This is a genomic window from Streptomyces sp. NPDC037271, from assembly GCF_055603605.1.
In genome coordinates, this window is record NZ_JBVJVN010000008.1 from 165,564 (window position 1) to 189,475 (window position 23,912).

Below are 23,912 nucleotides of genomic sequence, written 5' to 3' on the forward strand. Positions count from 1 at the left end.
AACGAGTCAAACGTGGCCGGATCAGGCTCCTGATCCGGCCCCGACCAGACCCCGGCCAGGCCTCGACCGGATCCCGGTCGGTTCCGATGAGCCCCGGCCGTCAGGCCCCCGCGTTCTTCGCCGCCACCACCGCGTCGAACACCTCCCGCTTGGGCACGCCCACCTGCGCGGCCACCGCGGCGATCGCCTCCTTGCGCCGCTCCCCGGCCTCCTCGCGCACCCGCACCCTGCGCACCAGTTCCTCGGCGCCGACCTCCTCGGGCCCGGTGTCCGGCGCGCCCTCGACGACGACGGTGATCTCGCCGCGTACGCCCTCGGCGGCCCACTCGGCGAGTTCCCCGAGGGGGCCGCGCCTGACCTCCTCGTACGTCTTGGTCAGTTCCCTGCAGACGGCGGCCCGCCGGTCGGTGCCGAAGACCTCGGCCATGGCGGCGAGGGTGTCGTCGAGGCGGTGCGGGGCCTCGAAGTAGACGAGGGTCCGGCGCTCGCCGGCGACCTCGCGCAGCCGGAAGAGCCGCTCGCCGGCCTTGCGCGGCAGGAAGCCCTCGAAGCAGAACCGGTCGACCGGCAGCCCGGACAGGGCGAGCGCGGTGAGCACGGCGGACGGGCCGGGCACGGCGGTGACCCGGACGTCCCGCTCGACGGCCGCGGCGACCAGCCGGTAGCCGGGGTCGGACACCGACGGCATCCCGGCGTCGGTCACCAGCAGCACCCGCGCGCCGCCCGCCAGCTCCTCGACGAGCTCGGGCGTGCGGGCGGACTCGTTGCCCTCGAAGTACGACACGACACGCCCCTTGGGGGTGACGCCGAGCGCCTGGGTGAGCCGGCGCAGCCGCCGGGTGTCCTCGGCCGCGACGACGTCGGCGCCGGCCAGTTCCTCGGCGAGCCGCGGCGGGGCGTCCCGGACGTCGCCGATGGGGGTGCCAGCCAGTACAAGGGTTCCAGTCACACCCCCATCCTCCCAGGAGCGGACGGGCATCCTCCAAGGCGAGGAGGGAGGCCCTTCCGGCGGCGGACGGACTCCCTCCCGGTGGCGGACGAACGGGGACGCGTCCGACCGGTCCGGGGCATGCGCGGGACGTGCACAGCACGGTTCCCTACGATGGCGCGGTGACCAGTACCGCGTCCTCCACGGACACCCGGCAGGACCAGGCCCCGCCCGACCGGCGGCCCGCCTGGCAGCAGCGGCTGCGCCGCTTCGGCTACACGGCACCGTCCGCGGCCGACGACGTCCGCGACCGGCTGGTGCCGCCGTACACCCGGCCCGGTCCGCGCATGTGGGTCTTCCTCGGCCTGTCGAAGCCGCTCGCCGACCGGATCGTGCGCTGGTCGGCCTGGGGCGGACCGCTGCTGGTGGCACTGCTCGCGGGTGTGCTGCGGTTCTGGAACCTGGGCAGCCCGAAGGCGGTGATATTCGACGAGACGTACTACGCCAAGGACGCCTGGGCGCTGATCCACCGCGGTTTCGAGGTCAACTGGGACAAGAACGCCAACGACCTGATCCTGAACTCGGGCGGCGACGTTCCGATCCCGACGGACGCGGCGTACGTCGTGCATCCGCCGGTCGGCAAGTACGTCATCGGGCTGGGCGAGCTGCTGTTCGGGTTCGACCCGTTCGGCTGGCGGTTCATGACGGCGCTGCTCGGCACGCTGTCGGTGCTGCTGCTGTGCCGGATCGGGCGCCGGCTGTTCCGCTCCACGTTCCTGGGGTGCCTGGCGGGCGCGCTGATGGCGGTGGACGGGCTGCACTTCGTGATGAGCCGCACCGCGCTGCTGGACAGCGTGCTGATGTTCTTCGTGCTGGCGGCCTTCGGCTGCCTGGTCGCCGACCGCGACTGGGCCCGCCGCAGACTCGCCGCCGCGCTGCCGGTGGACGCCGACGGCCGGGTCCGGCCGGACGCGCACCTCGCCGAGACGTTCCGGTTCGGGTGGCGTCCGTGGCGGCTGGCGGCGGGGCTGATGCTGGGCCTGGCCGCGGCCACCAAGTGGAACGGCCTGTACATCATGGCGGCCTTCTGCGTGATGGCCGTGCTGTGGGACGTCGGCACCCGCCGGGTCGCGGGCGCCCACCGGCCGCGGCTGGCGGTGCTGCGGTACGACCTGGGCTGGGCGTTCCTGTCGACGGTGCCGGTCGCGCTCGTCACGTACGTCCTGTCCTGGCTGGGCTGGATCCTCTCCCCCGCCGACGGAACCGGCGGCTACTACCGCGACTGGGCCGCGAACGACGGCAAGGACAGCGCCTGGTCCTGGCTCTTCCCGGACTGGTGGCGCAGCCTGTGGCACTACGAGTCGCAGGTCCTCGAGTTCCACACCCACCTCACCTCGCCGCACACCTACCAGTCGAACCCGTGGAGCTGGATCGTCCTGGGCCGTCCGGTCTCCTACTTCTACGAGTCGCCGGCGGCCGGTTCGGACGGCTGCCCGGCCGACGCGGGCGGGAAGTGCGCCCGCGAGGTGCTGGCGCTCGGCACGCCGCTGCTGTGGTGGGTGGGCGTCTTCGCCCTGCTGTACGTGCTGTGGCGCTGGGCCTTCCGCCGCGACTGGCGCGCGGGCGCCGTCGCCTGCGGCATCGTGGCCGGCTATCTGCCCTGGTTCTTCTACCAGGAGCGCACGATCTTCCTCTTCTACGCCGTCGTCTTCCTGCCGTTCCTGTGCCTGGCGGTGGCGATGCTGCTGGGGGCGATCGTGGGCCGGCCGGGCTGCGGCGACGCCCGGCGGGTCGCGGGGGCGACGGGCGCGGGCGTGCTGGTGCTGCTGATCGCCTGGAACTTCATCTACTTCTGGCCGCTGTACACGGGGACGGCGATCCCGATGGAGGACTGGCGGTCGCGGATGTGGCTCGATACGTGGGTCTAGCCGGTCAGATGCCCCCGACAGCGCGGCGAACGGCGCTGCGCGGTCGGCGTCGGACCCGGTACCCGGTAGCCGGTAGCCGGTAGCCGGTACCGTCCACCGCTACCGCGACCGGCATCCCCTGCCGGGCCGACACGACCCGCCAAGGGGTGGCCGGCTGTCACAGGACCTTGTACGTCAGCTCGTACAGAGACAGGGACAGTGCGCCGATCGCCTGCTTCCGTTCTCCGAGGCCCACCTCGGAGGGGATGATCTTCGCCCCTCCGACGAAGGCGGCCTGGCCGGTCGCCTCGTTCACTTCGTGCAGAAGAATGTCGATCGGCGCCTGGTTGACGAACGGAACGAACCGCTCGTCGAACTCGAACACATCCCCTTTGCGCAGCCTTATTTTCTCGAATACACCGCCGTCACCTCTACTGATGACGATCTCGTCCGCACCGTCCGGGTCCTGGACTCTTTGCGCTTCCAGGAACAAAAGCTTGGCGAAAGCCGCGTCTGCCATTTCGTCCTCCGCACCCTTGTGCCGTGCAGTCTTACAACCCAGACATAGCACGCGCATTCGGGCAGCGCATGCCGTGAGGTTCACCCGGCCGGGGAGGTGGGCGACCCGGCGGGACGGAGGCCGGCACGGACGCCGGTACGGCTCGGGGGCCCCGCCCCTGCCGTGCGCCGTTGCCGTACGCCGTTCGCCACGCTAACGATTGCGTCACCCCCGCACCTCCCGCCCCGTGCCCCGCATACAGTTTCGGAGGCGACCACGTTTTCTGAACGCGTTCAGAAAACGTCACAAAAGGCACCCACGGGAGGGAAAGGCGCGATGCGCAAGGGGGTGAAGGCCGCCGTCATAGGCGGCGTGTTCGCCGTGATGGTGGGCGGGGCCGGGTACGGCACCTACAACGTGGTGTCGGCACTGGACGGCGGCTCCGGAACGTCGGCCAAGAGCGGGCCGCCGAGCGGCGACGAGGTCGAGGAGACGGCGGAGAAGTTCTTCACGGCCTGGGAGAAGGGCGACGCGACGGAGGCGGCGTCCCACACGAACAACTCCGCGGTCGCCGGGACGATGCTGACGTCCTACGGCGAGGAAGCGCACATCACGGACGTCGAGATCACGCCCGGCACGGCGACCGGCACCGCCGTGCCGTTCACCGTGACGGCGAAGGTGTCGTACGAGGGCGTGTCCAAGCCGCTGACGTACAAGAGCGAGCTGACGGTGGTGCGCGGCGAGACCAGCGGACGCGCGCTGGTCGACTGGCGGCCGTCCGTCGTCCACCCGGACCTGAAGGACAGCGACACCCTGGTCACCGGGGAGTCGACGACCCCGCAGATCCAGGCGGTCGGCCGCGACGGCGCCGTGCTGACCAAGGAGAAGTACCCCTCCCTCGGCCCGGTCCTCGCCACGCTCCGGGAGAAGTACGGCGACAAGGCGGGCGGCACCCCCGGCGTGGAGCTGGTGGTCCGGCACGGGAACGGCGGCGGGCCGGACACCCCGCTGCTGACCCTGACCGAGGGAAAGCCCGGCAAGCTGGAGACGACGCTCAGCGCGAGCGTGCAGGCGGCGGCCGAGAAGGCGGTGAAGCGCTACGGCGAGTCGTCCGTGGTGGCCGTCGAGCCGAGCACCGGCGAGGTGCTGGCCGTGGCGAACAACCGCGCGGACGGCTTCAACGCGGCCTTCCAGGGGAAGGTCGCCCCCGGCTCCACCATGAAGATCATCACCGCGGCGATGCTCATCGACAACGGCGTGACCTCGATGAACGACCCGGCACCCTGCCCGGACACGGCGATCTGGCAGGGCCAGACCTTCAAGAACCTCACCGGTATGGAGCCCAACGAGGGCGCCACCCTCGCCAACACCTTCATGCGGTCCTGCAACACGGGCTTCATCAAGCTCATCGACGAGAAGCCGCTCACCGACGCCTCGCTGACGACGGAGGCCGAGGAGCGCTTCGGGCTGGGGCGCGACGACTGGCAGACCGGCATCGTCTCCTTCGACGGCGAGGTCCCCGCCGTGAGCGGCCCGGACCGCGCGGCGAACGCCATCGGCCAGGGCCAGGTCCAGATGAACCCGCTGAACATGGCGTCCGTGACGGCGACCGCCATCACCGGCGAGTTCCGCCAGCCCTACCTGGTCTCGCCCGACCTGGACGGCCGGAAGCTCGCCACCGCCAAGGGCCTGCCGCAGAGCACCGCCGCCCAGCTCAAGCAGATGATGCGGCTCACCGCGACCCAGGGCACCGGCGCCGAGGCCATGTCCGGGCTCGGCGGCGGCGACATCGGCGCCAAGACCGGATCGGCCGAGGTCGACGGGCAGACCACGTCCAACAGCTGGTTCACCGGCTTCCGGGGCGACATCGCGGCGGCGGCCATGACCGAGGAGGGCGGCCACGGCGGCGACGCGGCCGGCCCGATCGTGGCGGACGTGTTGCGCGCGGGAGGCTGAATCCGGTCGGCCGGGCCGGTCGGAAGACCCTAGGGTGGTCGCCGTCGTTGGAAAGCGTGAAGCAACGAGGGCACCGCCGGCCCCGTCGACAACGGGCAGCGCGCGGAGGAACAGGACGCAGTGGGCAGCAGAAGGGCCGCCGGCGAGCGGCGGAAGACGAAACCCGCCGTGATCGGCAGTGTGGCCGCCGTGGTCGTGGCCGGCGCCGGATTCGGCGCCTACGCGGTGTACGGCGGCGCCGGTGCCGAGGACACCGCGCGGACGACGTCCGCGGCGGCCGGGAAGAAGGTGAAGTCGGGCCCCCTCACGGCGGCCGAGGTCACCTCGACGGCCCAGCGGTTCCTCACCGCCTGGCAGCAGGGCGACGTCGCCGGGGCGGCCGCCGCGACCGACGACGCCGAGGCCGCGAAGGCGCTGCTCACCGGCTACACCAAGGACGCCCGCGCCAAGGACGTCACGCTCACCCCGGGCACCCCGGCCGGGCAGAAGGTCCCGTTCTCCGTGAAGGCCACCGTCGCCCACGGGCAGACGGCCGAGCCGCTGGCGTACGACAGCGCGCTGACCGTCGTCCGCCGGGCCGGAGACGGCGAACCGCGCGTCGACTGGCACGCCTCCGTCGTCCATCCGGACCTGAGGGACGGCGACAAGCTGGTCACCGGGGAGGCCGGCACCCCGCCGGTCAAGGCACTGGACCGGGACGGCGCGGAGATCACCGCCGCGAAGTACCCGTCGCTCGGCACCGTGCTGGACGGCCTGCGCGAGAAGTACGGCAAGAAGGCCGGCGGCACCCCCGGCATCGAACTGCGCGCGGTCCGGGGGAAGGAGTCGAAGGCGGCCAAGGCCTCGGACAAGACGCTGCTGGAGCTGAGCGAGGGAACTCCCGGCACCGTGAAGACGACCCTGGACCCCGCCCTGCAGGCCGCCGCCGAGAAGCAGGTCGCCGGCAAGGCACGGGCGTCGGTGGTCCTGCTGCGCGCCTCCACCGGTGAGATCCTCGCGGTCGCCAACGGCGGCCACGGCTTCAACACCGCCTTCCAGGGGTCGCTGGCCCCCGGCTCCACGATGAAGGTCATCACCGCCTCGATGCTGATCGAGAAGAACCTGGCGTCGATGGACAAGCAGCACCCCTGCCCGAAGTACTTCGCCTACGGCGGCTGGAAGTTCCAGAACGACGACGAGTTCGAGATCAGGAACGGCACGTTCAAGGCGAGCTTCGCCCGCTCCTGCAACACGGCCTTCATCAGCCAGGCCCCGAAGCTGGAGAACGACGACCTGACCAGGCAGGCGAAGGAGGTGTTCGGCCTGTCGATGAACAACTGGTCCGTCGGCGTGCCCACCTTCGACGGCTCGGTGCCGGTGCAGAGCGCGGCCCCGATGGCCGCCTCCCTCATCGGCCAGGGCGGGGTGCGGATGAACCCGCTGAACATGGCGTCCGTGTCGGCGACCGTGAAGTCGGGCCGCTTCCACCAGCCCTACCTGGTCGCCCGGTCGGTCGACGGCCGCGAGTTCGCCACCGCCTCCCGCACGATGTCCGCGTCCACTCTGGCGCAGCTGCGCGAGCTGATGTCCTACACGGCGGCGTACGGCACCGCGGCGGAGGCGATGGCCGGCGTGAGCGGTGACGCGGGGGCGAAGACCGGCTCGGCGGAGGTCGACGGCCAGGAGCAGCCCAACGGCTGGTTCACCGCGTACCGGGGCGACCTGGCGGCGGCGGGCGTCGTCCAGCAGGGCGGCCACGGCAGCGAGTCCGCGGGACCGATCGTCGCGGCGCTGCTGAAGAACGCCGGCTGACGCGCGGCGCCCGCAGGTACGGCCGGTGGCTCAGTGGGCCACCGGCTGTGCCACCGCCGTGTAGGTCCGGCGCAGGAACCGGATGAGCGCCTTCATCTCGAACTGGACCACCGAGCAGCCCTGCGGGGTGTGGAACTCGACGACGACCTGCACCCGCCCGCACGGCCACACCCGCACCGCGCCGGTCCCGGCGGGCGCGCGCAGGCCCTGTTCCAGCAGTGCCCGGGAGAAGGCCCACTCGCGGAAGCCGGGACCGCGGCCCGGCGCGGGCAGCCCGACGCGGACGGTCCGCGGGTCGCGGTCCGGGTCGTAGCGCAGCACGACGGGTATGGCCCCTGCGCCGTCCTCGTCCGGGAGGTCCGCGTCCGTCAGGATGTGGGCTCGTGCGTACTGTTCGACTACGGACATCGGATCGCCCCTTACGCTCACCACGTCTGCGAAGGCTGTGCGCCCACCCCGTACGCCACCTACTCCAATGTCCCATATTTCCCGGGTCACGCCCTTCGGGCCGCACACCACATGTGAGATCAGTCCCGCACTCCCCCCTTGGAATCGCGGGCGGCCGGTGACGGTTGCACCGACTGTCGCAGGCGGTCGGAAGGGACGTGGCAAGTGGACGTGAACGCGGACGTGAACGCGGTCGTGGACGTGGACGCGATCGTGGATGTGCACGGCGCGGTGGCCGAGGGTTTCGAGCCGGTCAGGGACGCGTTCGCACGGAACTTCGCAGCGCTCGGGGACCGGGGCGCGGCGGTCGCCGTCTACCGGGACGGGCGCAAGGTCGTCGACCTGTGGGGTGGAACCAGGAACGTCGATGACACAGCCGGGACCGAGCCGTGGCGCCGGGGCACCGCCCAGGTCGTGCGCTCGGCGACCAAGGGCGTCGCCGCCGCCGTACCGCTGCTGCTGCACCAGCGCGGGGAACTGGACCTGGACGCGCCGGTGGGCGAGTACTGGCCGCAGTTCAAGGCGCACGGCAAGGAGCGGGTGCTGGTCAGGCACGTGCTGAACCACCGGGCCGGGCTGCCGGTCCTCGACCGTCCGCTCACCCCGGAACAGGCCCTCGACCCGCTGCGGGGCCCGGAGGCCGTCGCCGCGCAGGCACCCGTCTGGGAACCGGGCACGGACCACGGCTATCACGCGCTGACGTACGGCTGGCTGCTCGACGAACTGGTCCGCAGGGCGACGGGCGGGCGGAGCGCCGGTGAGTGGATCGCGGACGAGATCGCCCGGCCGCTGGGGCTGGACCTGTGGCTGGGGCTGCCGGCCGCGGAGGAGGCGGCGGGCCGGGCCGGGCGGGTCGGGCGCGTCGAGGACCCCGAGCCGTCGGGGAACGGCCCCCGCCTGCGCCCCAAGCGCGCGGTCACCGACGCCTACGCCGACCCCGGCTCCCTCACCCGCCGGGCCTTCGCCGCGATCACGCCGTTCCCCGACCAGAACGACCCGGCGTACCGGGCAGCGGCCCTCCCGGCGACCAACGGCATCGCGACGGCCGACGGGCTGGCCCGCTTCTACGCGGCGCTGATCGGCGAGGCCGACGACGGCGTGACACGGCACCCTCGTCTTTTCGACCCGGTGACGACGGAACGGGCCCGCGCCGAGGAGTCGGCCGGCCCGGACCGGGTCCTCGTCGTGGGCACCCGCTTCGGCCTCGGCTACATGCTGCACGGCAGCGCGTCCCCGTTCCTGTCCCCCGGCTCCTTCGGCCACCCGGGCCGCGGCGGCGCCCTCGGCTTCGCCGACCCGGAGTCGGGCGTCGCCTTCGGCTACGTCACCAACGGCTTCCGCAGGACCGTGACGGCGGACCCGCGGGCGCAGGCACTGGTACGGGCGGTACGGGCGTCACTCGACGCGGGCTAGGGCTGGGCCGGACCTGCCCGACCACGTGCGCGTCGCCGCCCGGTGGGCGGCTGTGCGGCGCCCCGTGCGTGCAGCCGGCGGGCCGGCCCTGCACCTCGTACGGGGAACCGCTCGGGTCAGGGGCCGGTGCGGGCCGGAGTGCGTGCACGGCGTCGCGGGGCAGGCGGGACCGGTCGACCAGGCCCTGGGCCGCGCGGCGGCTCACACGTGGATCGGGTGGGAGACCCTCCCCGACGCCGCGTCGATGTCGTCGTGCGCCTTGGTGAGCAGCTGCATCGCGAGCTCGTTCAAGGCCCGCGCCCCCGCCACTTCCTCGCCGACCCTCGGCTGGTTGGCGTCGACGCGGTGACGGGTGGCGTGGCCGTGCGCGCGGACCTCGCCGCCGTCGGGGAGCCGCACCATCGCGACCGCCCGGGTGTGCTGGTCGTCCTCCATGAACTCCAGCTCGACGTGCCATCCCACTGCGGTGTGCATCATGACGATCACCTCCGGAAGACCTCTTTCCAGGGTGCGCCTCAGAGCCGCCGTACGCACTATCCCGGCCATCCCGGCCGCCCGGTCATCCCGTGCGGAGCATCAGGGCGATCCCGACGACGAGGCCCGCCGCCGCGCTCCGGGTACATCACGTGCACAGGTGGTCCCCGGTCAACCGCGGGCCTGACCTGTGGGTCTCGCCTCGGTCTGCGATTTTCCCGGCGCCCCCCTTGACACGGATCCTATGACGAGGAAACTGGTCAATACACCAGAAAACCGGAGAATCGCACCGCCGGTGGAGACGTTCATCGGCAAGAGATTCCCGTCGGCTCTGGCCAGGCCCCCGAAGCCCCTCGCTACCGGAGCCTCAGCGACGACTGAGGTAGATGGCAACGGTGAGACTCCGGGGACTGTTTTTTGCCGTGAGGCGTGTTCTTCCAGCCCCGGGGCTGGATCTCTTACGGCTGCGTAGCCTCGCGGACAGCAGGAAGTACGCCGGGAGGACCGTCCCCTGCACCGCATGCCGCCGCCGGATACCGGGGCGAAGCCGGTGAGCTGGTCCGTGATCCGGTGGGCGATGGCGTTCCAGCCGGCGTGCGTCACCGCGGCGAGGAGGACGGCGGCGGTGACCAGTGTGGTCACTCGGAGCGCTCGCGCACGTCCACGAGGGTGGCGCCGGCGGTGGCGACGAGTTCCTTGGGCTCCATCGGGAAGACGGCGTACGGGGTGCCGGCGGCGGCCCAGACGACCTCGTGGGCGAGGAGGGACCGGTCGGCGAGCACCCGGGTCCTGCTCCGGTGCCCGAAGGGCGGCACGCCGCCGATGGCGTACCCGGTGGTCTCCCGCACGACGTCGGCCCTGGCCCGCGTGACCTGCTGAGCGCCGAGTTCCTCCCGGACCCGCTCCAGGTCGACCCGGGAGGCGCCGTCCATGAGGACCAGGACCGGCACGCCGTCCGCTGCGAAGATGAGCGACTTGCAGATCTGGCTCAGCTCGCAGCCGATCGCGGCGGCGGCCTCGGCCGCGGTGCGCGTGGCCTCCGGGAAGCGCCGGGCCCGTCCGGCCAGTTCACCGAGGCCGAGTCCGCGCAGGGCCTCGGCGAAACGGGGGTGGGCGGCGGGGGTCGCGGAGGCGTCGTCGGTCGTCGTCATGGACGGCACCGTAACGGTACGTGTACCCGGCGGGCGACCGGGTTGCGGTGTCCCCGCACGACAGGAAGCCGGTGAGGGCGGCCCCGTCCCCACGGAGCCCTCACCGGCTGGTCTGTCGTCCTGTCAGAGGCGGCGCGTCAGGTGCGTACCAGCTCCCTGTCCTCGTCGGGGCCGCCCTTGCCGTCCCCGGCCGTGCGCAGGCCCTCGCCCTCGACGTCCACGTTGGGCAGCGCGCGGTCCAGCCACTTCGGCAGCCACCAGGCCTTCTTGCCGAGCAGGGCGAGGACCGCCGGGACGATGGCCATGCGGACGACGAACGCGTCGAAGAAGACGGCGATCGCCAGGCCGAAGCCGATCATCTTGACCATCGACTCGCTGGAGCCGATGAAGCCCGCGAAGACCGCCATCATGATGACCGCCGCGGCCGTGACGACCCGCGCGCCGTGCTTGAAGCCGGTGACGACCGCCTGGCCGGGCGTCTCGCCGTGGACGTAGGCCTCCCTCATACGGGTGACCAGGAAGACCTCGTAGTCCATCGCCAGGCCGAAGACCACGCCGACCATGAAGATCGGCATCATCGACATGACCGGGCCGGTCTCCTCGACGCCCATCAGGCCGGACAGCCAGCCCCACTGGAAGACCGCGACGACCGCGCCGAGGGCCGCCATGACGGAGAGCAGGAAGCCGAGGGCCGCCTTCAGCGGGACCAGGATCGAGCGGAAGACCACGATCAGGAGGAGGAAGGCCAGGCCGACGACCAGGACCAGGTACGGCAGCAGCGCGTCGTTCAGCTTCTCGCTGACGTCGATGTTCATCGCCGTCGAGCCGGTCACCAGGGTCTCCGCGCCGGTGTCCGCCTTGATGCCGGCGCCCGCGTCGCGGATGGCGTGCACCAGGTCCTCGGTCTCGACGGAGGACGGCTTGGAGTCCGGGACCACGGTGATCGTCGCGGTGTCGCCGCTCTTGTTGGGAGCGGGCGGGGTGACCGCCATGACGTCGTCGAGGCCCTTGATCTCGTCGGAGACGTCGGTGAACACCTGCTCGGGAGCGTCGCTGCCCTTCGCGTCGACGACGACCATCAGCGGACCGTTGAAGCCCGGCCCGAAGCCCTCCGACAGGAGGTCGTACGCCCGGCGCTGGGTCGTCGACGTCGGCTGGGAGCCGTCGTCGGGCAGGCCCAGTTCCAGGGAGGCCGCGGGGAGCGCGGCGGCTCCGAGGCCGATGACGCCCAGGAGGAGGACGGCCAGCGGACGGCGGACGACGAAGCGCGCCCAGCGGGTGCCCAGGTTGTCCTTGGCCGGCTTCGCCTCGGTCTGCCCGCCCTTCTTCGCCTTCTTGGCGCCGGCCGGCTTGACCCTGCGGCCGGCGTAACCGAGCAGCGCGGGGACCATCGTCAGGGCGATCACCACCGCGATGGCGACGGTACCGGCCGCCGCGATGCCCATCTTGGTCAGCATCGGGATGTTGACGACGGCGAGGCCGACCAGGGCGATGACGACGGTGAGGCCGGCGAAGACGACCGCCGAGCCCGCCGTGCCGACCGCGCGGCCCGCGGCTTCCTCGCGCTCACGTCCCTCGGCGAGTTCGGCACGGTAGCGGGAGACGATGAACAGGGCGTAGTCGATGCCGACCGCGAGGCCGATCATCATCGCCAGGATGGAGGTGGTGGAGCCCAGCTCGAGTGCGCTGGCGAGGGCCGTGATCGAGGCGACGCCGATGCCGACGCCGATCAGGGCCGTGAGGAGGGGCAGGCCGGCCGCGACCAGCGAGCCGAAGGTGATGACGAGGACGACGGCGGCGACCGCGATTCCGATGATCTCCGTGGTACCGGTGTGCGGGACGGCCTGCAGCGCGTCACCGCCGATCTCGACGGTCAGCCCGGCGTCGCGCGCCTGCTGGGCGGCGTCCTCCAGGGCGTCCTTGGTGGTGTCCTCCAGCTCCATGCCGGAGACGTCGTACTTCACGGACGCGTAGGCGATCGTGCCGTCCTTGCTGACGGCGTTGCCCGTGTACGGGTCGGCGACCGAGGCGACCTCGGAGCCGTCGGCCAGGCCGGAGACGGTCTTCTCGACGGTCGCCTTGTTGTCGGCGTCCGTCATCTTCTCGCCGGACGGCGCCTTGAAGACGACGCGCGCGGTCGCCCCGTCGGCGCTGGTGCCGGGGAAGCGCTCCTCCAGCAGGTCGAAGGCCTTCTGGGCCTCGGTGCCGGGGATGGAGAAGGAGGTGGTGCCGGCGGTCGGGGCACTGGCGGCGCCGACGCCCGCGAGCGTCAGCAGCGCCACCCATATCAGGGCGACGAAGTGCCGTCGGCGGAACGCGAGCCGGCCGAGTTTGTAGAGGAACGTGGCCACGAGGGCGTACTCCCGGTCAGGTCGTGGATCTTCAGGGCAGGTGTGATCAGCCCGACGACGTGAGCGGTGACGTCAGGTGGGGCTCAGGTGGGGCTCAGGTGGGGCTCAGATGGGGGTTCTGCTGAGGGGGACGTGTCAGGGGGTGGGGGTGGGGGTGGGGGTGGGGGTGGGGACGCCGAGTGCGGGGAGGATCACGGCGTCGATGTAGGAGGTGAGGAAGGCCCGGGTCGGCGGCTGGTCGTCGAGCAGCGTGCGGGTGGCGAAACCGCCGACCAGCATGTGCACGAGGAAGTCCAGCGCCGGACAGTCCGCTCTGATCTCACCCCGGTCGACGGCGCGTTGCAGCAGGCGCTGGAACTCCGCCATCTCCGGTCCGACGAGTTGGTCCCGGAACGCCTGACGCAGGTCGGGGTTCTGGTGGAGCGCCATGGCCACGCCCCGCATCAGCGCGGAGTTCTGTGCCATGGTGCAGTCGTCCTCGTGGGCCATCAGGGCGTGCAGGTCGCCACGGAGGGAGCCGGTGTCGATCTCGCCGATCTTCCCGGGCTTGTTGTGCCGGATGGCCTGGACGACCAGGTCCGGCTTGCCGCCCCACTGGCGGTAGAGCGTCGCCTTGCTGGACCGGGTGCGGGCCGCCACGGCGTCCATGGTGAGGGCGTCGTAGCCGACTTCCCGGAGGAGGTCGAGCACGGCCTCGTACAGCTCGGCCTCGCGCTCGGGAGTGATCCGACTGCGGCGCGCGGTGGTGACCTCGGTCATCTCGCTCGCTCCTCTCGTCCGCTCCGTCTGAACGACACCGTTTCGTACACCATGAAGGTACCGGAAGCCCTAACGAAACGAAACGGTTTCGTTCGTGGTCTGGGTCACGGTTGTCGGTTACTCATAAGTGTGGGCCGAGTTGCCGGGGCCCCGCCCCCGGCAAAGCATGGGGCAGGTGAGTTATCTGCGCCTTCCGCACCTCAGCGGCGACCACCTGTGCTTCGTGGCCGAGGACGACCTCTGGCTCGCCGACCTCGACGGCCCGGGCCGTGCCTGGCGGCTCACCGTCGACCGCACCAAGACCGGCCACCCGCGCTTCTCGCCCGACGGCCGCCACATCGCGTACACCAGCTGGCGCAGCCTGGTGCCGGAGGTCCACCTCGTGCCGGTGGACGGCGGCCCCGGACGGCAGCTCACCCACTGGGGCGGCACGGACACCCGGGTCTGCGGCTGGTCACCCCCCGATCCCGACGGCACCACCGCCGTCCTCGCCGTCGCCTCGCACGGCGAGCCCTTCTCCCACCTCACCTGGGCCTACAAGATCACCCCCGACGGCGACCCCGGCCGCAAACTGCCCTGGGGCCCGGTCACCGACATCCAGGCCGCCGACCTCGACGGGGAACGCCGGACCCTGCTCCTCACGGGCACCCCGCCGCACGAACCGGCCGCCTGGAAGCGCTACCGGGGCGGCGCCACGGGCCGGCTCTGGCTGCACGGGCAGCGTCTCCTGCCCGGCCTCGGGGGCCATCTGCACTCCCCCATGTTCGTGGGCGGCCGGATCGCCTTCCTCTCCGACCACGAGGGCGTCGGCAACCTCTACTCGTGCGCCCACGACGGCTCCGACCTGCGCCGCCACACCGACCACGACGCCTGCTACGCCCGGCACGCCGCGAGCGACGGCGACCGCGTGGTGTACCAGTGCGCGGGCGACCTGTGGATCGTCGAGGACCTGTCACCCGGTTCGGTGCCGCGCCGGCTCGACGTACGGCTGAGCGGGCCGCGCGCCGGACGGCGTACGTACCAGGTGCCCGCCGCCCAGCACGTGGGAGGCATCTCCGTGGACGAGACGGGCCGGGCGAGCGCCGTCGTCGTACGCGGCAGCCTGTACTGGCTCACCCACCGCGACGGACCGGCCCGCACCCTCGCCGACACGCCAGGGGTACGGGTGCGGCTGCCGGAGATGCTCGGGGCCGGCGGGCGGATCGCGTACGTGACGGACGCGGAGGGCGAGGACACGATCGAGATCGCCCACCTGCCACGGGCGACCGGGGGCCGCGCGCCCTGGCGGCCGGACTCCGGGGACCTGGGCCGGGTCCTGGAGCTGGTCTCGGACCCGGCGGGCGAGCGCCTCGCCATCGCCTCGCACGACGGCCGGCTGCTGCTGCTCGACGTCCCCCACCAGACGGATGTGGCGGGGGTGACGGACGTGGCCGAGGCGACGGAGGTGGCCGAAGCGGCGGACGTGGCCGAAGCGGCGGACGTGACCACTGAGGGAGAGGGAGCCGGCGCCGAGCCCCCCGCCGGCGGCGCCGGTGGCCGCGCCACCGAGCTGATCCGGTCCGTCAACGGTCCCGTCAGCGACCTCGCCTTCTCCCCGGACGGGGCCTGGCTCACCTGGTCCCACCCCGGCATCGGGCGCTCGCTGCGGCAGATCAAGATGGCCCGCATCGACGGGAGGAACGGGCAGGAGGGCCAGGGTCCACTCGTCGTCGACGTCACCGACGGACGCTTCGAGGACGAGAACCCGGTCTTCACCCGGGACGGCCGCTACCTCGCCTTCCTGTCCTGGCGCGGCTTCGACCCGGTGTACGACGTGCACACCGGCGACCTGTCCTTCCCGCTCGGCTGCCGCCCCTACCTGGTGCCGCTGTCCTCCGCGACCCCCTCGCCCTTCGCCCTGAACCCGGAGGGCCGCCCCGCCGCCGGGGGCCTGGACCCGCTGGAGGACGAGACCGGCGAGGGCGGTGCGGTGACCGTCGAGGTCGAGGGGCTGGCGGCCCGGGTGACCCCGTTCCCGGTCACCGCGTCGAAGTACTCGGCGCTGTGCCCGGTCGCGGGCGGCGGCCTGGTCTGGCTGCGCTGGCCGATCTCGGGCGCGCTCGGCGAGACCTTCGCCAATCCGGCGGACCCGAGCGAGCGGCCCACCCTGGAGCACTTCGACCTGGCCAAGGCGAAGAAGTCCGAACTCGTCGACCACCTGGACCGGTTCCGGGTCAGCGGCGACGGCACCCGCCTGGTCCTGCTCGACGAGGGCGACCTGCGCGCGGTGCCCGCCACCGAGGTCGGCGACGGCGACTCGACCACCTGGATCGACCTGCGCCGCATCCTGCACGAGGTCGACCCGGCCGCCGAGTGGCGCCAGGCGTACGACGAGGCCGGCCGCCTGGTCCGCGCCCACTTCTGGGACCCCGGCATGTGCGGCGTCGACTGGGACGCGGTGCTGGACCAGTACCGACCGCTGCTCGAACGGGTCGCCTCCCCGGACGAGTTCGCCGACCTGCTCCGCGAGGTGCTCGGCGAACTGGGCACCTCGCACGCCTACGTCGTCGCCGCCCGGCGCAACGAGGGCCCGGCGCACTACCAGCGCTGGCAGGGCCTGCTCGGCGCCAACTTCGTGTGCCGGGACGGCCACTGGGTGGTCAGGCGCATCCTGCCCGGCGACTCCTCCGACTCCAGGGCCCGCTCGCCGCTGGCCGGCACGGGCATCCGCGAGGGGGCCGTACTGACCCATGTCGACGGCCGCCCGGTGGATCCGGTCACGGGCCCGTACCCGCTGCTGGCGGGCGCGGGCGGTACGACGGTGGAACTGACCTTCGCACCGGGCGAGGGCGGCACGGGACCGGCCCGCCGGGTCGCCGTCGTACCGCTCGTCGACGAACGGCCGCTGCGCTACCAGGACTGGGTGACCAAACGCCGCGAAGTGGTACGGGAGTTGAGCGGCGGGCGGTGCGGCTACCTGCACATCCCCGACATGGGCGGCTCCGGCTGGGCGCAGTTCAACCGCGACCTGCGCATGGAGGTGTCCCGGCCCGCGCTGATCGTGGACGTGCGCGGCAACGCGGGCGGACACATCAGCGAACTCGTCATCGAGAAACTGACCCGCACCATCCTGGGCTGGGACCTGACACGCGACGCGCAGCCGGTGTCGTACACCTCCAACGCCCCGCGCGGGCCTGTCGTGGCGGTCGCGGACGAGGCGACGTCCTCCGACGGCGACATGATCACGGCCGCGTTCAAGCTGCTGCGGCTCGGCCCGGTGGTCGGGCAGCGCACCTGGGGCGGCGTGGTCGGCATGACCGGCCGGCACCGCCTCGGCGACGGCACGGTGATCACGGTGCCGATGAACGCGGCCTGGTTCGACGCGTACGGCTGGTCCGTGGAGAACTACGGCGTCGACCCCGACGTCGAGGCGCTGCGCACCCCGTTGGACTGGGCCGAGGGCCGGTACCCGGTGCTGGACGAGGCGGTCCGGCTGGCGCTGGAGCTGCTGGAGACCAACCCGCCCGCCACGCCGCCCGGTTACGACGACGTACCGGACCGGTCCCGCCCACCGCTGCCGCCCCGGGCATGAGGAAGGGCGCCCCCCGTGCGACGGGGGGCGCCCCTTCAACTCACCGGCGCGTCAGGCGTCGTAGCTCTCCTCGAAGCGCTCGTCCGCGTCGCGGCGGCGCGAGGACGGGTCGCGCTCCTCCCCGCCCCGGCGACGCGAGGGGTCCATCTCGTCCTCGCCCTGACGGCGGTCGCGGTTCTGGAACTGCTCCCTGGCCTGGTCGGCCCGCTGCTTGCCCTGCTGCTGCATGCGCTCGGCCTTGTCCTGGAACTGGTCCTTCATACCCATGTGGGTTCACTCCTGTGATGTTCGGGCCCGGCCGGATCGGCCTGGCCCGATCAGATTCACATGGGCCGTGACCGTGCGCATGTCGATCACTTACGGACGGTAACCGCACGGGTGGAGCGCTGTTCGTCGGCCGCTCCGCCCGCACCGACCAGGCCCGTGCGTACGCCGTTCAGCCGGTCCCCGAGGCGCCGCATCTCGCGCTGTCCGACGGTGCCGATGACGGCCGGCAGGTAGCCGCGCACGCCCTGCATGCCGCGCAGCCACCGCTGCCCGTAGACGTGGGCGGAGCGGCGCTCGACGCCCTCCACGAGCCGGTCGACCGCCGGGCCCAGCGGGTAGGTCTTGTTGGCCGGCCAGGGCAGCCGCTGCCGCAGTTCACGCATCACGTCGTCCTGGTCGGCGCCGCGCACCATGTCGGTGTCGGTCCACGACAGATAGCCGACGCCGACCTTCACGCCCCGGTGGCCGACCTCGGCGCGCAGGCTGTGCGCGTACGCCTCGACACCGGACTTGGAGGCGCAGTAGGCGCTCATCATCGGCGCGGGCGTGATGGCGGCGAGGGACGCTACCTGGAGCAGGTAGCCGCGGCTCTCCAGCAGCGCCGGCAGGAAGGCGCGGGCGGTGACCGCCGACCCGATCAGGTTGACCTCGATCACGCGCCGCCAGGCGTCCGGGTCGGAGTCGGTGAAGGGCCCGCCGGTGGCGACGCCCGCGTTGGCGACGACGATGTCGATCCTGCCGAACCGTTCCTTGACCTCGCGGGCGACTTGGGCCATCGCCTCGTGGTCGGTGACGTCGGCGTGCCAGTGCCCGCTCTCGCTGTGCAGCCGTGCGGAGACCTGCTTGAGCGCGTCCGGCTCCAGGCCGACCAGGGCGACCTTCACCCCGCGCGCGGACAGCTTGCGGGCCAGCAGTTCCCCGACGCCGCGCGCGGCTCCGGTGACGACGGCGACCCGCCCCTCCAGGCTCACCCTGCCGCTTCCCCTGCCGCTTTCCCTCCTGTTTTCCCTGCCGCTTCCCTGGCTGCTTCCTCTGCTCATGCGCTCTCCTCGGCGGGTACGGCACGCTCGGCGCGTGCGGCGTTCAGGTAGGTGGCGGCGAGGGCCCGTATCTTCCCGGTGACCAGGTCCGGCGCCTCCACCGGCGTCATGTGGCCGAGGGCCGGCAGTTCCGTCAGACCCACGCAGTCGGGCAGTGCGGCGGCCAGCGAGCGGGCGTGCACGGGCGGGGTCAGCCGGTCGGCGGTGCCGACGACGACCTCGACCGGCATCCTCAACTCCCGTACGCCGTGGTCGAGGTCGAGCAGGTCGAGCACCTGGGACCAGGCACGGCGCACCTCGCGCGGGCAGGCGTGCACGATGCGCGCGCAGGCGTCGACCATGTGCGGGGCCGGACCGGGGCCCATGGTCCCGTACTTGAGGATCCGCCGGGCGACGGGCGTGACCGGCCCGAGCGGCGCCCGGGAGCCGAGGATCCGCCGGGTCAGCCAGGTCCGCACCCGGCCCTCCCCGAGCGGCACCACGGTCGCGGACGCCACCAGCCGCGAACTGCCCGTGCTGCACAGCAGGACGGCCGCCGCGTGCGCGCGCACCGCGGGCCGGGTCGCGGCGGCCATCACCGTCATCCCGCCCATGGAGTGCCCGGCGATCACCGCCCGTTCGCCCGGCGCCAGCGTGGCGGTGAGGACGGCTTCGAGGTCGTCGGCGAGGGCCTCGGTGCCGCATGCCGGGTCGGCCGGGCTGCGGCCGTGGCCGCGCTGGTCGTAGGCGATGACCCGGTGGTCGGCCGCGAGGGCGCGGATCTGCGCCGCCCAGAAGGCGGTCGAGCAGGCCCAGCCGTGTGCGAGGACGACCGCGGGCGCGTTCTCGGGGCCGTGCACTTCGACGTGTATCCGGGCGCCGTCGGCGGCGGTGACGGTCAGCTCGTGGGCGGGCACGGGCGGGGCGTACGGTCCGGCGGCGATGTGCGGGAGGCGGCTCACGCGCTCACCTCCGCGTCCGCACCCGCGTCGGCGCCCGGGGCCGCACCCTGGGTCGCTCCCGGGGCCGCACCCTCGGCCGTACCCCCGTCCGCCTCGGCGACGGCCGGGCGCAGCACCTCGTACTCCGCGAGGTCCACGCGCCGGGTCGCGCGCCGGAAGTCGGCGGTCGTGCCGGGCCAGACGGTGGTGTTGCGGCCGCTCGCGTCCAGGTACCAGCTGGTGCAGCCGCCGGTGTTCCACACCGTGCGCTTCATGCGCTCCTGCACCCGCTGGTTCCAGGTGCGCACGGCGGCGGGGCGGGCGTCGAGGGCGACCCGGCCGCCGAGGACGTCGATCTGGCGCAGGTAGTCGGCCAGGTAGTTCAGCTGGGACTCGATCATCAGGATCATCGACGAGTTCCCGAGGCCGGTGTTGGGCCCGATGACCGTCATGAAGTTGGGGAAGCCGGCCGCCGAGGCACCGCGCAGGGCCTCCATGCCGCCCTTCCAGGTCTCGGCGAGGGTGCGCCCGTCCGCGCCCACGACGCGCTCGGCGATGGGCATGTCGGTGACGTGGAAGCCGGTGCCGAAGACGATCGCGTCGGCCTCGGCCTCGGTGCCGTCGGCGGCGACGAGGGTCGAGCCGCGCACCTCGCTCAGCCCGCTCGCGACCACGTCCACATTCGGCCGGGCGAGCGCCGGGTAGTACTCGCTCGACAGCAGGATCCGCTTGCAGCCGATGCGGTAGTCGGGGGTGAGCCTGGCGCGCAGGGCCGGGTCCTTGATGGCGGCGGCCATGTTGCGCTTGGCGATCCGCTCGACGAAGCCCAGCTCGTTCGGGTGCTTGGTGAAGGCCTGCACCTGGAGCTCCCGGATGCCCCACAGCAGTCCGCGGCGCAGTCTGGTCGTGACGGGCAGCGCCCGGTGCAGGGCGCGCTCGGCGCCGCTGATCGCCCGGTCCATGCGGGGCATCACCCAGGCCGGGGTGCGCTGGAAGAGTGTGAGGCGGCCGACCCGGGGCTGGACGGCCGGCACGATCTGGATGGCGGAGGCGCCGGTGCCGATCACGGCGACGCGCTTGCCGGTGAGGTCGTAGCCGTGGTCCCAGCGGGCCGAGTGGAAGACCTTGCCGGGGAAGGTGTCCAGCCCCGGGATGTCCGGGACCTTCGGATCGGACAGCGGCCCGGTCGCGGAGACGACGACGTCGGCGGTCAGCCGGCCGCTCGCGGTCTCGATCTCCCACCGCACCCGCTCGCCGTCCCACACCATTCGCCTCACCTCCGAGCCGAAGCGGATGTGGGGGCGCAGCCGGAAGGTGTCGGTCACGTGCTCCAGGTAGGCGCGGATGTGCTCCTGCCCGGAGAAGGTGCGGGGCCACTCGGGGTTGGGCGCGAAGGAGAAGGAGTACAGGTGGGACGGGACGTCGCAGGCGCACCCGGGGTAGCTGTTGTCCCGCCAGGTCCCGCCGACGCTGTCGGACCTCTCCAGGACGACGAAGTCGGTGATCCCCTCGCGGCGCAGCCGCACCGCGGCCCCCAGCCCGCCGAAGCCGGACCCGACCACCGCCACCCGTACGTGTTCTCGAACCTGCTCGTGCTCGGCCATCCCGAAGCCTCCACGCATCGCCTGGAACTCCGCCAGTGAACACTGGCGCAATGGGGAGAGTAGAGCAGCTCCGTACTCATGGGTAGGGGTCGGACGGAGGAAAGTTACCGCCGGTACGACTTATGGTCGGGGCGTGACCGAGAAGCGTGAATACCGCATGGAGGACCTGGCCCGGCTGGCCGGCATCACGGTGCGCACCCTGCGCTTCTACCGCGAACGCAAACTGATCCCGCCGCCCCGCCGCGAGGGCCGCATCGCCTGGTACGACGACCACCACCTGGCCCGCCTGCGCACCATCACGGCACTGCTGGAGCGCGGCCACACCCTGAACGGCATCGCGGAACTCGCCGACGCCTTCGACCACGGCCGCGACGTCGGCGACCTGCTCGGCCTCGGCGAACCCACCGAGGAGACCCCGGTCCGCCTCACCCCCGAGGAGCTCGCCGCCCGCTTCGAGGGCGAGGTCACCCCGGAGAACCTCGCCGCCGCGATGGACCTCGGCTACGTCGGCACCGACGGCGACGAACTCGTCCACATCAGCCACCGCCTGCTGGAGGTCTCCTCCGCCCTGGTCCGCGAGGGCATCCCGCTCGGCGAGGTCCTCCAGGCCGGCGCCCGCGTCCGCGAACACGCCGACGCCCTCGCCGACCTCTTCACCGACCTGATCCTGCGTCACGCCCCCGAGCGGGAACTCCACCGCCTGCGCCCGCTGGCCCGCAGCGTGGTGGAGGCGGAGCTGTCCCTGGCGATGGACCGGCGGATCCGGAAGCGGGACGGACCAGCGGACGGACCAGAGCCTCAGCGGTCGTAGACCACCGTGACCGGCGCGTGGTCGGACCAGCGCTCGGCATGCGAGGCGGCGCGCTCCACGTGCCCCTTGACGGCCTTGGCCGCCAGGCCCGGGGTGGCGGCGTGCAGGTCGATCCGCCATCCACTGTCATTGTCGAAGGCCCGCCCCCGGTACGACCACCACGAGTACGGCCCCTCGACGTCCGGGTGCAGGGCGCGCACGACGTCGACGTAGCCGCCCTCGGCGGGGTCGAGGACCCGGCTCAGCCACTCCCGTTCCTCCGGGAGGAAGCCGGAGCTCTTCTTGTTCGCGCGCCAGTTCTTCAGATCGGCTTCGCGGTGCGCGATGTTCCAGTCGCCGCAGACGACGACCTCGCGCCCGTCGGCGGCGGCGCGCTCGCGCAGCTCCTTGAGGTAGCCGAGGAACTCGCCCATGAAGCGGACCTTCTCGTCCTGGCGCTCGGTGCCGACCTCGCCGGAGGGCAGGTAGAGGGAGGCGACCGTCACACCGGGCAGGTCGGCCTCGACGTACCGGCCACTGGTGTCGAACTCCGCCGAGCCGAAACCGACCTGGACGCGGTCGGGCTCGCGACGGGTGTAGAGGGAGACCCCGGCGCGGCCCTTGGCGGCGGCGGGGGCGTGCGTGACGTGCCAGCCGTCGGGCGTGCGGACCTGTTCGGGCAGCTGCTGGGGCTCGGCCCGTACCTCCTGGAGGCACAGCACGTCGGCGGAGGTGTCGGCGAGCCACTCCACGAAGCCCTTCTTCGCGGCGGCACGCAGACCGTTTACGTTGACACTGGTCACGGTGAGCACCAAGGCACGATACCTGCCACCGGACCGGGTCCCGCCCTGGCGGAGGCGGGGTCAGGGGGTGGGAGGCGTGTCGCCCTCGTCAGCTGTCGTCAGCCCTGCGGGCAGCTCGGGTACGACGTAGGACCCCTTGCCCGACACCGTGTAGATCAGGCCACGCTCGCGGAGTTCCCTCATGGCTCGGCGCACGGTCATGTGCGCGATGCCGTATTCCTCAGCGAGCCGCAGGGACGCCGGGATCATGCGATCAGGCGCGTACTCACCACTGCGAATCCTGGACTCGATCAGGTCGGCGAGCTGCGCATAGAGCGGGCGGCCGGACTTGGGGTCAAGGGGCATACCTCGAACGTATGTAGACGCACCAAGCTCCGCATCACTAGCTCTAGCTACAGCTAGATGCATCAAGCTATGTCACGCTACTCTTGTGGCGACGAAAACCCCCGCGACGCGGCGAACGTCCGGGGGCACGGCCGCCAGCTACACAGGAGCTGACAACAGTGAGCATTATCCACGCGTTCCTTCTTCGGGCGCTGAACCTGCTGCTGCCCGGTACCGGGCGACGACGGGCGAACGCCCGAACCGTCACCCCGTACACCGACGACGCCCGTACCGCCGCAGCCCGACTCCCGCTCCCCCGTTCCCCGTACGGCATGGACACCCCTCTCGACGGCGCGGCGGCAGCCCTCGTACGCCCCTACGTCGCCGCCTGCGAGCACGCGCGCGAACGGGCACGCGGGCGCCGCCGCCGGCTCACTCTCGTCATCGCCGCCGACTTCGGCCTCGACCTGGACCGGCACGTGATCGGCGCGAAGAGGGCCGCCTGATGCGCACGTCGTCCGAGCGCACGGGACTCGGCACCGCACGGTCCGCCGAGTGCGCCCTCGCCCAGCGCCCCGCGTACGCGGTTCTGCACGCGCAGTGCCGTCAGACGAAGGACGTACCGCTGCCGCACGCCATGGGGCTGCTGCTGCTGATGCCCCGCTGCTGCTGCCCCTGCCACCAGCCCGAGGGAGGCGAGGCGTGAACGCCGGAACCCCGCCCGAACCGGGCAAGTCCCGCCTGACGATCAGCACCTACCGCGTCACCCGCGAGGGGCGCGAGAGCGGCCGGACCAAGGAACGCGCCTACGCCGGCGGCGGCGACCCCGACTGGATCCCGGACTCACTGACGTGGCCGCCCTGCCGCTGCCCTCTCTGCCGGAGACGGTGAGCGGCGGGCACGGTACCGGCACACTG

22 protein-coding genes and 1 pseudogene are annotated in these 23,912 nt (G+C 72.3%); 9 read left to right on the forward strand and 14 right to left on the reverse strand.

The window, feature by feature from the left end; genetic code table 11:
• Positions 1–100: 100 nt before the first annotated feature.
• On the reverse strand, positions 101–949 hold the full coding sequence (rsmI, locus tag ACZ7G3_RS16880; RefSeq protein ID WP_470926308.1) for a 16S rRNA (cytidine(1402)-2'-O)-methyltransferase: 849 nt from the start codon (positions 947–949) through the stop codon (positions 101–103).
• Positions 950–1,110: 161 nt separating this feature from the next.
• Here rsmI and ACZ7G3_RS16885 point away from each other — a divergent pair, with 161 nt between their 5' ends.
• A complete protein-coding gene (locus tag ACZ7G3_RS16885) occupies positions 1,111–2,856 on the forward strand; it encodes a dolichyl-phosphate-mannose--protein mannosyltransferase (protein WP_470926310.1) in 1,746 nt (581 codons plus the stop codon).
• 157 nt (positions 2,857–3,013) lie between these two features.
• Here ACZ7G3_RS16885 and ACZ7G3_RS16890 read toward each other — a convergent pair whose 3' ends face one another.
• Entirely contained in the window at positions 3,014–3,355 is a 342-nt protein-coding gene (locus tag ACZ7G3_RS16890; protein ID WP_426596619.1) for a hypothetical protein, read from the reverse strand.
• Positions 3,356–3,670: 315 nt separating this feature from the next.
• Here ACZ7G3_RS16890 and ACZ7G3_RS16895 point away from each other — a divergent pair, with 315 nt between their 5' ends.
• The gene (locus tag ACZ7G3_RS16895) at positions 3,671–5,290 is read left to right on the forward strand and encodes a penicillin-binding transpeptidase domain-containing protein (RefSeq protein WP_426596620.1); all 1,620 of its coding nucleotides are present in this window, start codon (positions 3,671–3,673) and stop codon (positions 5,288–5,290) included.
• 120 nt (positions 5,291–5,410) lie between these two features.
• Positions 5,411–7,081 (forward strand): penicillin-binding transpeptidase domain-containing protein, encoded by a 1,671-nt coding sequence (locus tag ACZ7G3_RS16900; RefSeq protein ID WP_470926313.1) that lies wholly within the window; start codon positions 5,411–5,413, stop codon positions 7,079–7,081.
• A gap of 30 nt (positions 7,082–7,111) precedes the next feature.
• Here the strand turns inward: ACZ7G3_RS16900 and ACZ7G3_RS16905 are convergent, their stop codons facing one another.
• Positions 7,112–7,489 (reverse strand): SsgA family sporulation/cell division regulator, encoded by a 378-nt coding sequence (locus ACZ7G3_RS16905; RefSeq protein ID WP_470926315.1) that lies wholly within the window; start codon positions 7,487–7,489, stop codon positions 7,112–7,114.
• A 252-nt stretch (positions 7,490–7,741) separates the two neighbouring features.
• Between ACZ7G3_RS16905 and ACZ7G3_RS16910 the strand changes: the two genes are divergently transcribed.
• Positions 7,742–8,941 (forward strand): serine hydrolase domain-containing protein, encoded by a 1,200-nt coding sequence (locus tag ACZ7G3_RS16910; protein ID WP_470926460.1) that lies wholly within the window; start codon positions 7,742–7,744, stop codon positions 8,939–8,941.
• Positions 8,942–9,142: 201 nt separating this feature from the next.
• Here the strand turns inward: ACZ7G3_RS16910 and ACZ7G3_RS16915 are convergent, their stop codons facing one another.
• The 5 genes and pseudogenes from ACZ7G3_RS16915 to ACZ7G3_RS16935 all read right to left on the reverse strand — a co-directional run bounded on the left by ACZ7G3_RS16915 (position 9,143) and on the right by ACZ7G3_RS16935 (position 13,676).
• On the reverse strand, positions 9,143–9,418 hold the full coding sequence (locus tag ACZ7G3_RS16915; protein WP_426596623.1) for a DUF1876 domain-containing protein: 276 nt from the start codon (positions 9,416–9,418) through the stop codon (positions 9,143–9,145).
• A gap of 516 nt (positions 9,419–9,934) precedes the next feature.
• A pseudogene (locus tag ACZ7G3_RS16920) lies at positions 9,935–10,057 on the reverse strand (EamA family transporter); the annotation flags it as partial.
• Positions 10,054–10,566 (reverse strand): YbaK/EbsC family protein, encoded by a 513-nt coding sequence (locus tag ACZ7G3_RS16925; protein WP_470926317.1) that lies wholly within the window; start codon positions 10,564–10,566, stop codon positions 10,054–10,056. The pseudogene ACZ7G3_RS16920 and the gene ACZ7G3_RS16925, both read right to left, overlap by 4 nt.
• A 137-nt stretch (positions 10,567–10,703) precedes the next feature.
• A complete protein-coding gene (locus tag ACZ7G3_RS16930) occupies positions 10,704–12,917 on the reverse strand; it encodes an MMPL family transporter (protein ID WP_470926319.1) in 2,214 nt (737 codons plus the stop codon).
• A 135-nt stretch (positions 12,918–13,052) separates the two neighbouring features.
• The gene (locus tag ACZ7G3_RS16935) at positions 13,053–13,676 is read right to left on the reverse strand and encodes a TetR/AcrR family transcriptional regulator (RefSeq protein ID WP_470926321.1); all 624 of its coding nucleotides are present in this window, start codon (positions 13,674–13,676) and stop codon (positions 13,053–13,055) included.
• Between the two features lie 166 nt (positions 13,677–13,842).
• Between ACZ7G3_RS16935 and ACZ7G3_RS16940 the strand changes: the two genes are divergently transcribed.
• Positions 13,843–17,247: a S41 family peptidase gene (locus ACZ7G3_RS16940; RefSeq protein ID WP_470926323.1), complete on the forward strand. Its 3,405-nt coding sequence runs from the start codon at positions 13,843–13,845 to the stop codon at positions 17,245–17,247.
• Between the two features lie 51 nt (positions 17,248–17,298).
• Here ACZ7G3_RS16940 and ACZ7G3_RS16945 read toward each other — a convergent pair whose 3' ends face one another.
• From ACZ7G3_RS16945 to ACZ7G3_RS16960, 4 genes are all read right to left on the reverse strand, one after another.
• Positions 17,299–17,514, reverse strand: a complete 216-nt coding sequence (locus ACZ7G3_RS16945) for a hypothetical protein (protein ID WP_426596628.1) — start codon at positions 17,512–17,514, stop codon at positions 17,299–17,301.
• Between the two features lie 86 nt (positions 17,515–17,600).
• Entirely contained in the window at positions 17,601–18,554 is a 954-nt protein-coding gene (locus ACZ7G3_RS16950) for an SDR family oxidoreductase (RefSeq protein ID WP_470926325.1), read from the reverse strand.
• Positions 18,551–19,495, reverse strand: coding sequence for an alpha/beta fold hydrolase (locus tag ACZ7G3_RS16955; RefSeq protein ID WP_470926327.1), 945 nt, complete (start codon positions 19,493–19,495; stop codon positions 18,551–18,553). Before ACZ7G3_RS16955 ends, ACZ7G3_RS16950 begins: the two co-directional genes overlap by 4 nt.
• The gene (locus ACZ7G3_RS16960; RefSeq protein WP_470926329.1) at positions 19,492–21,078 is read right to left on the reverse strand and encodes a flavin-containing monooxygenase; all 1,587 of its coding nucleotides are present in this window, start codon (positions 21,076–21,078) and stop codon (positions 19,492–19,494) included. Before ACZ7G3_RS16960 ends, ACZ7G3_RS16955 begins: the two co-directional genes overlap by 4 nt.
• Positions 21,079–21,211: 133 nt before the next feature.
• On the opposite strand from ACZ7G3_RS16960, the gene ACZ7G3_RS16965 reads away from it, so the two are divergent.
• The gene (locus ACZ7G3_RS16965; protein ID WP_470926331.1) at positions 21,212–21,889 is read left to right on the forward strand and encodes a MerR family transcriptional regulator; all 678 of its coding nucleotides are present in this window, start codon (positions 21,212–21,214) and stop codon (positions 21,887–21,889) included.
• On the opposite strand, the gene ACZ7G3_RS16970 is transcribed toward ACZ7G3_RS16965, so the two are convergent.
• Both ACZ7G3_RS16970 and ACZ7G3_RS16975 read right to left on the reverse strand, forming a co-directional pair.
• Positions 21,877–22,680: an exodeoxyribonuclease III gene (locus ACZ7G3_RS16970; RefSeq protein WP_470926333.1), complete on the reverse strand. Its 804-nt coding sequence runs from the start codon at positions 22,678–22,680 to the stop codon at positions 21,877–21,879. The genes ACZ7G3_RS16965 and ACZ7G3_RS16970 overlap by 13 nt on opposite strands.
• Positions 22,681–22,731: 51 nt before the next feature.
• Positions 22,732–23,016: a GntR family transcriptional regulator gene (locus ACZ7G3_RS16975; protein ID WP_426596633.1), complete on the reverse strand. Its 285-nt coding sequence runs from the start codon at positions 23,014–23,016 to the stop codon at positions 22,732–22,734.
• A gap of 158 nt (positions 23,017–23,174) precedes the next feature.
• Between ACZ7G3_RS16975 and ACZ7G3_RS16980 the strand changes: the two genes are divergently transcribed.
• The 3 genes from ACZ7G3_RS16980 to ACZ7G3_RS16990 are packed head-to-tail and all read left to right on the forward strand — an operon-like array spanning position 23,175 to position 23,886.
• Positions 23,175–23,501 carry a hypothetical protein gene (locus tag ACZ7G3_RS16980; protein ID WP_470926335.1) on the forward strand — a complete coding sequence of 109 codons (327 nt, stop codon included), beginning with the start codon at positions 23,175–23,177 and terminating at the stop codon, positions 23,499–23,501.
• The gene (locus ACZ7G3_RS16985; protein WP_470926337.1) at positions 23,501–23,701 is read left to right on the forward strand and encodes a hypothetical protein; all 201 of its coding nucleotides are present in this window, start codon (positions 23,501–23,503) and stop codon (positions 23,699–23,701) included. Before ACZ7G3_RS16980 ends, ACZ7G3_RS16985 begins: the two co-directional genes overlap by 1 nt.
• Entirely contained in the window at positions 23,698–23,886 is a 189-nt protein-coding gene (locus ACZ7G3_RS16990; protein WP_426596636.1) for a hypothetical protein, read from the forward strand. The genes ACZ7G3_RS16985 and ACZ7G3_RS16990 overlap by 4 nt, the downstream gene beginning before the upstream one ends.
• The last annotated feature ends 26 nt before the right edge of the window (positions 23,887–23,912 follow it).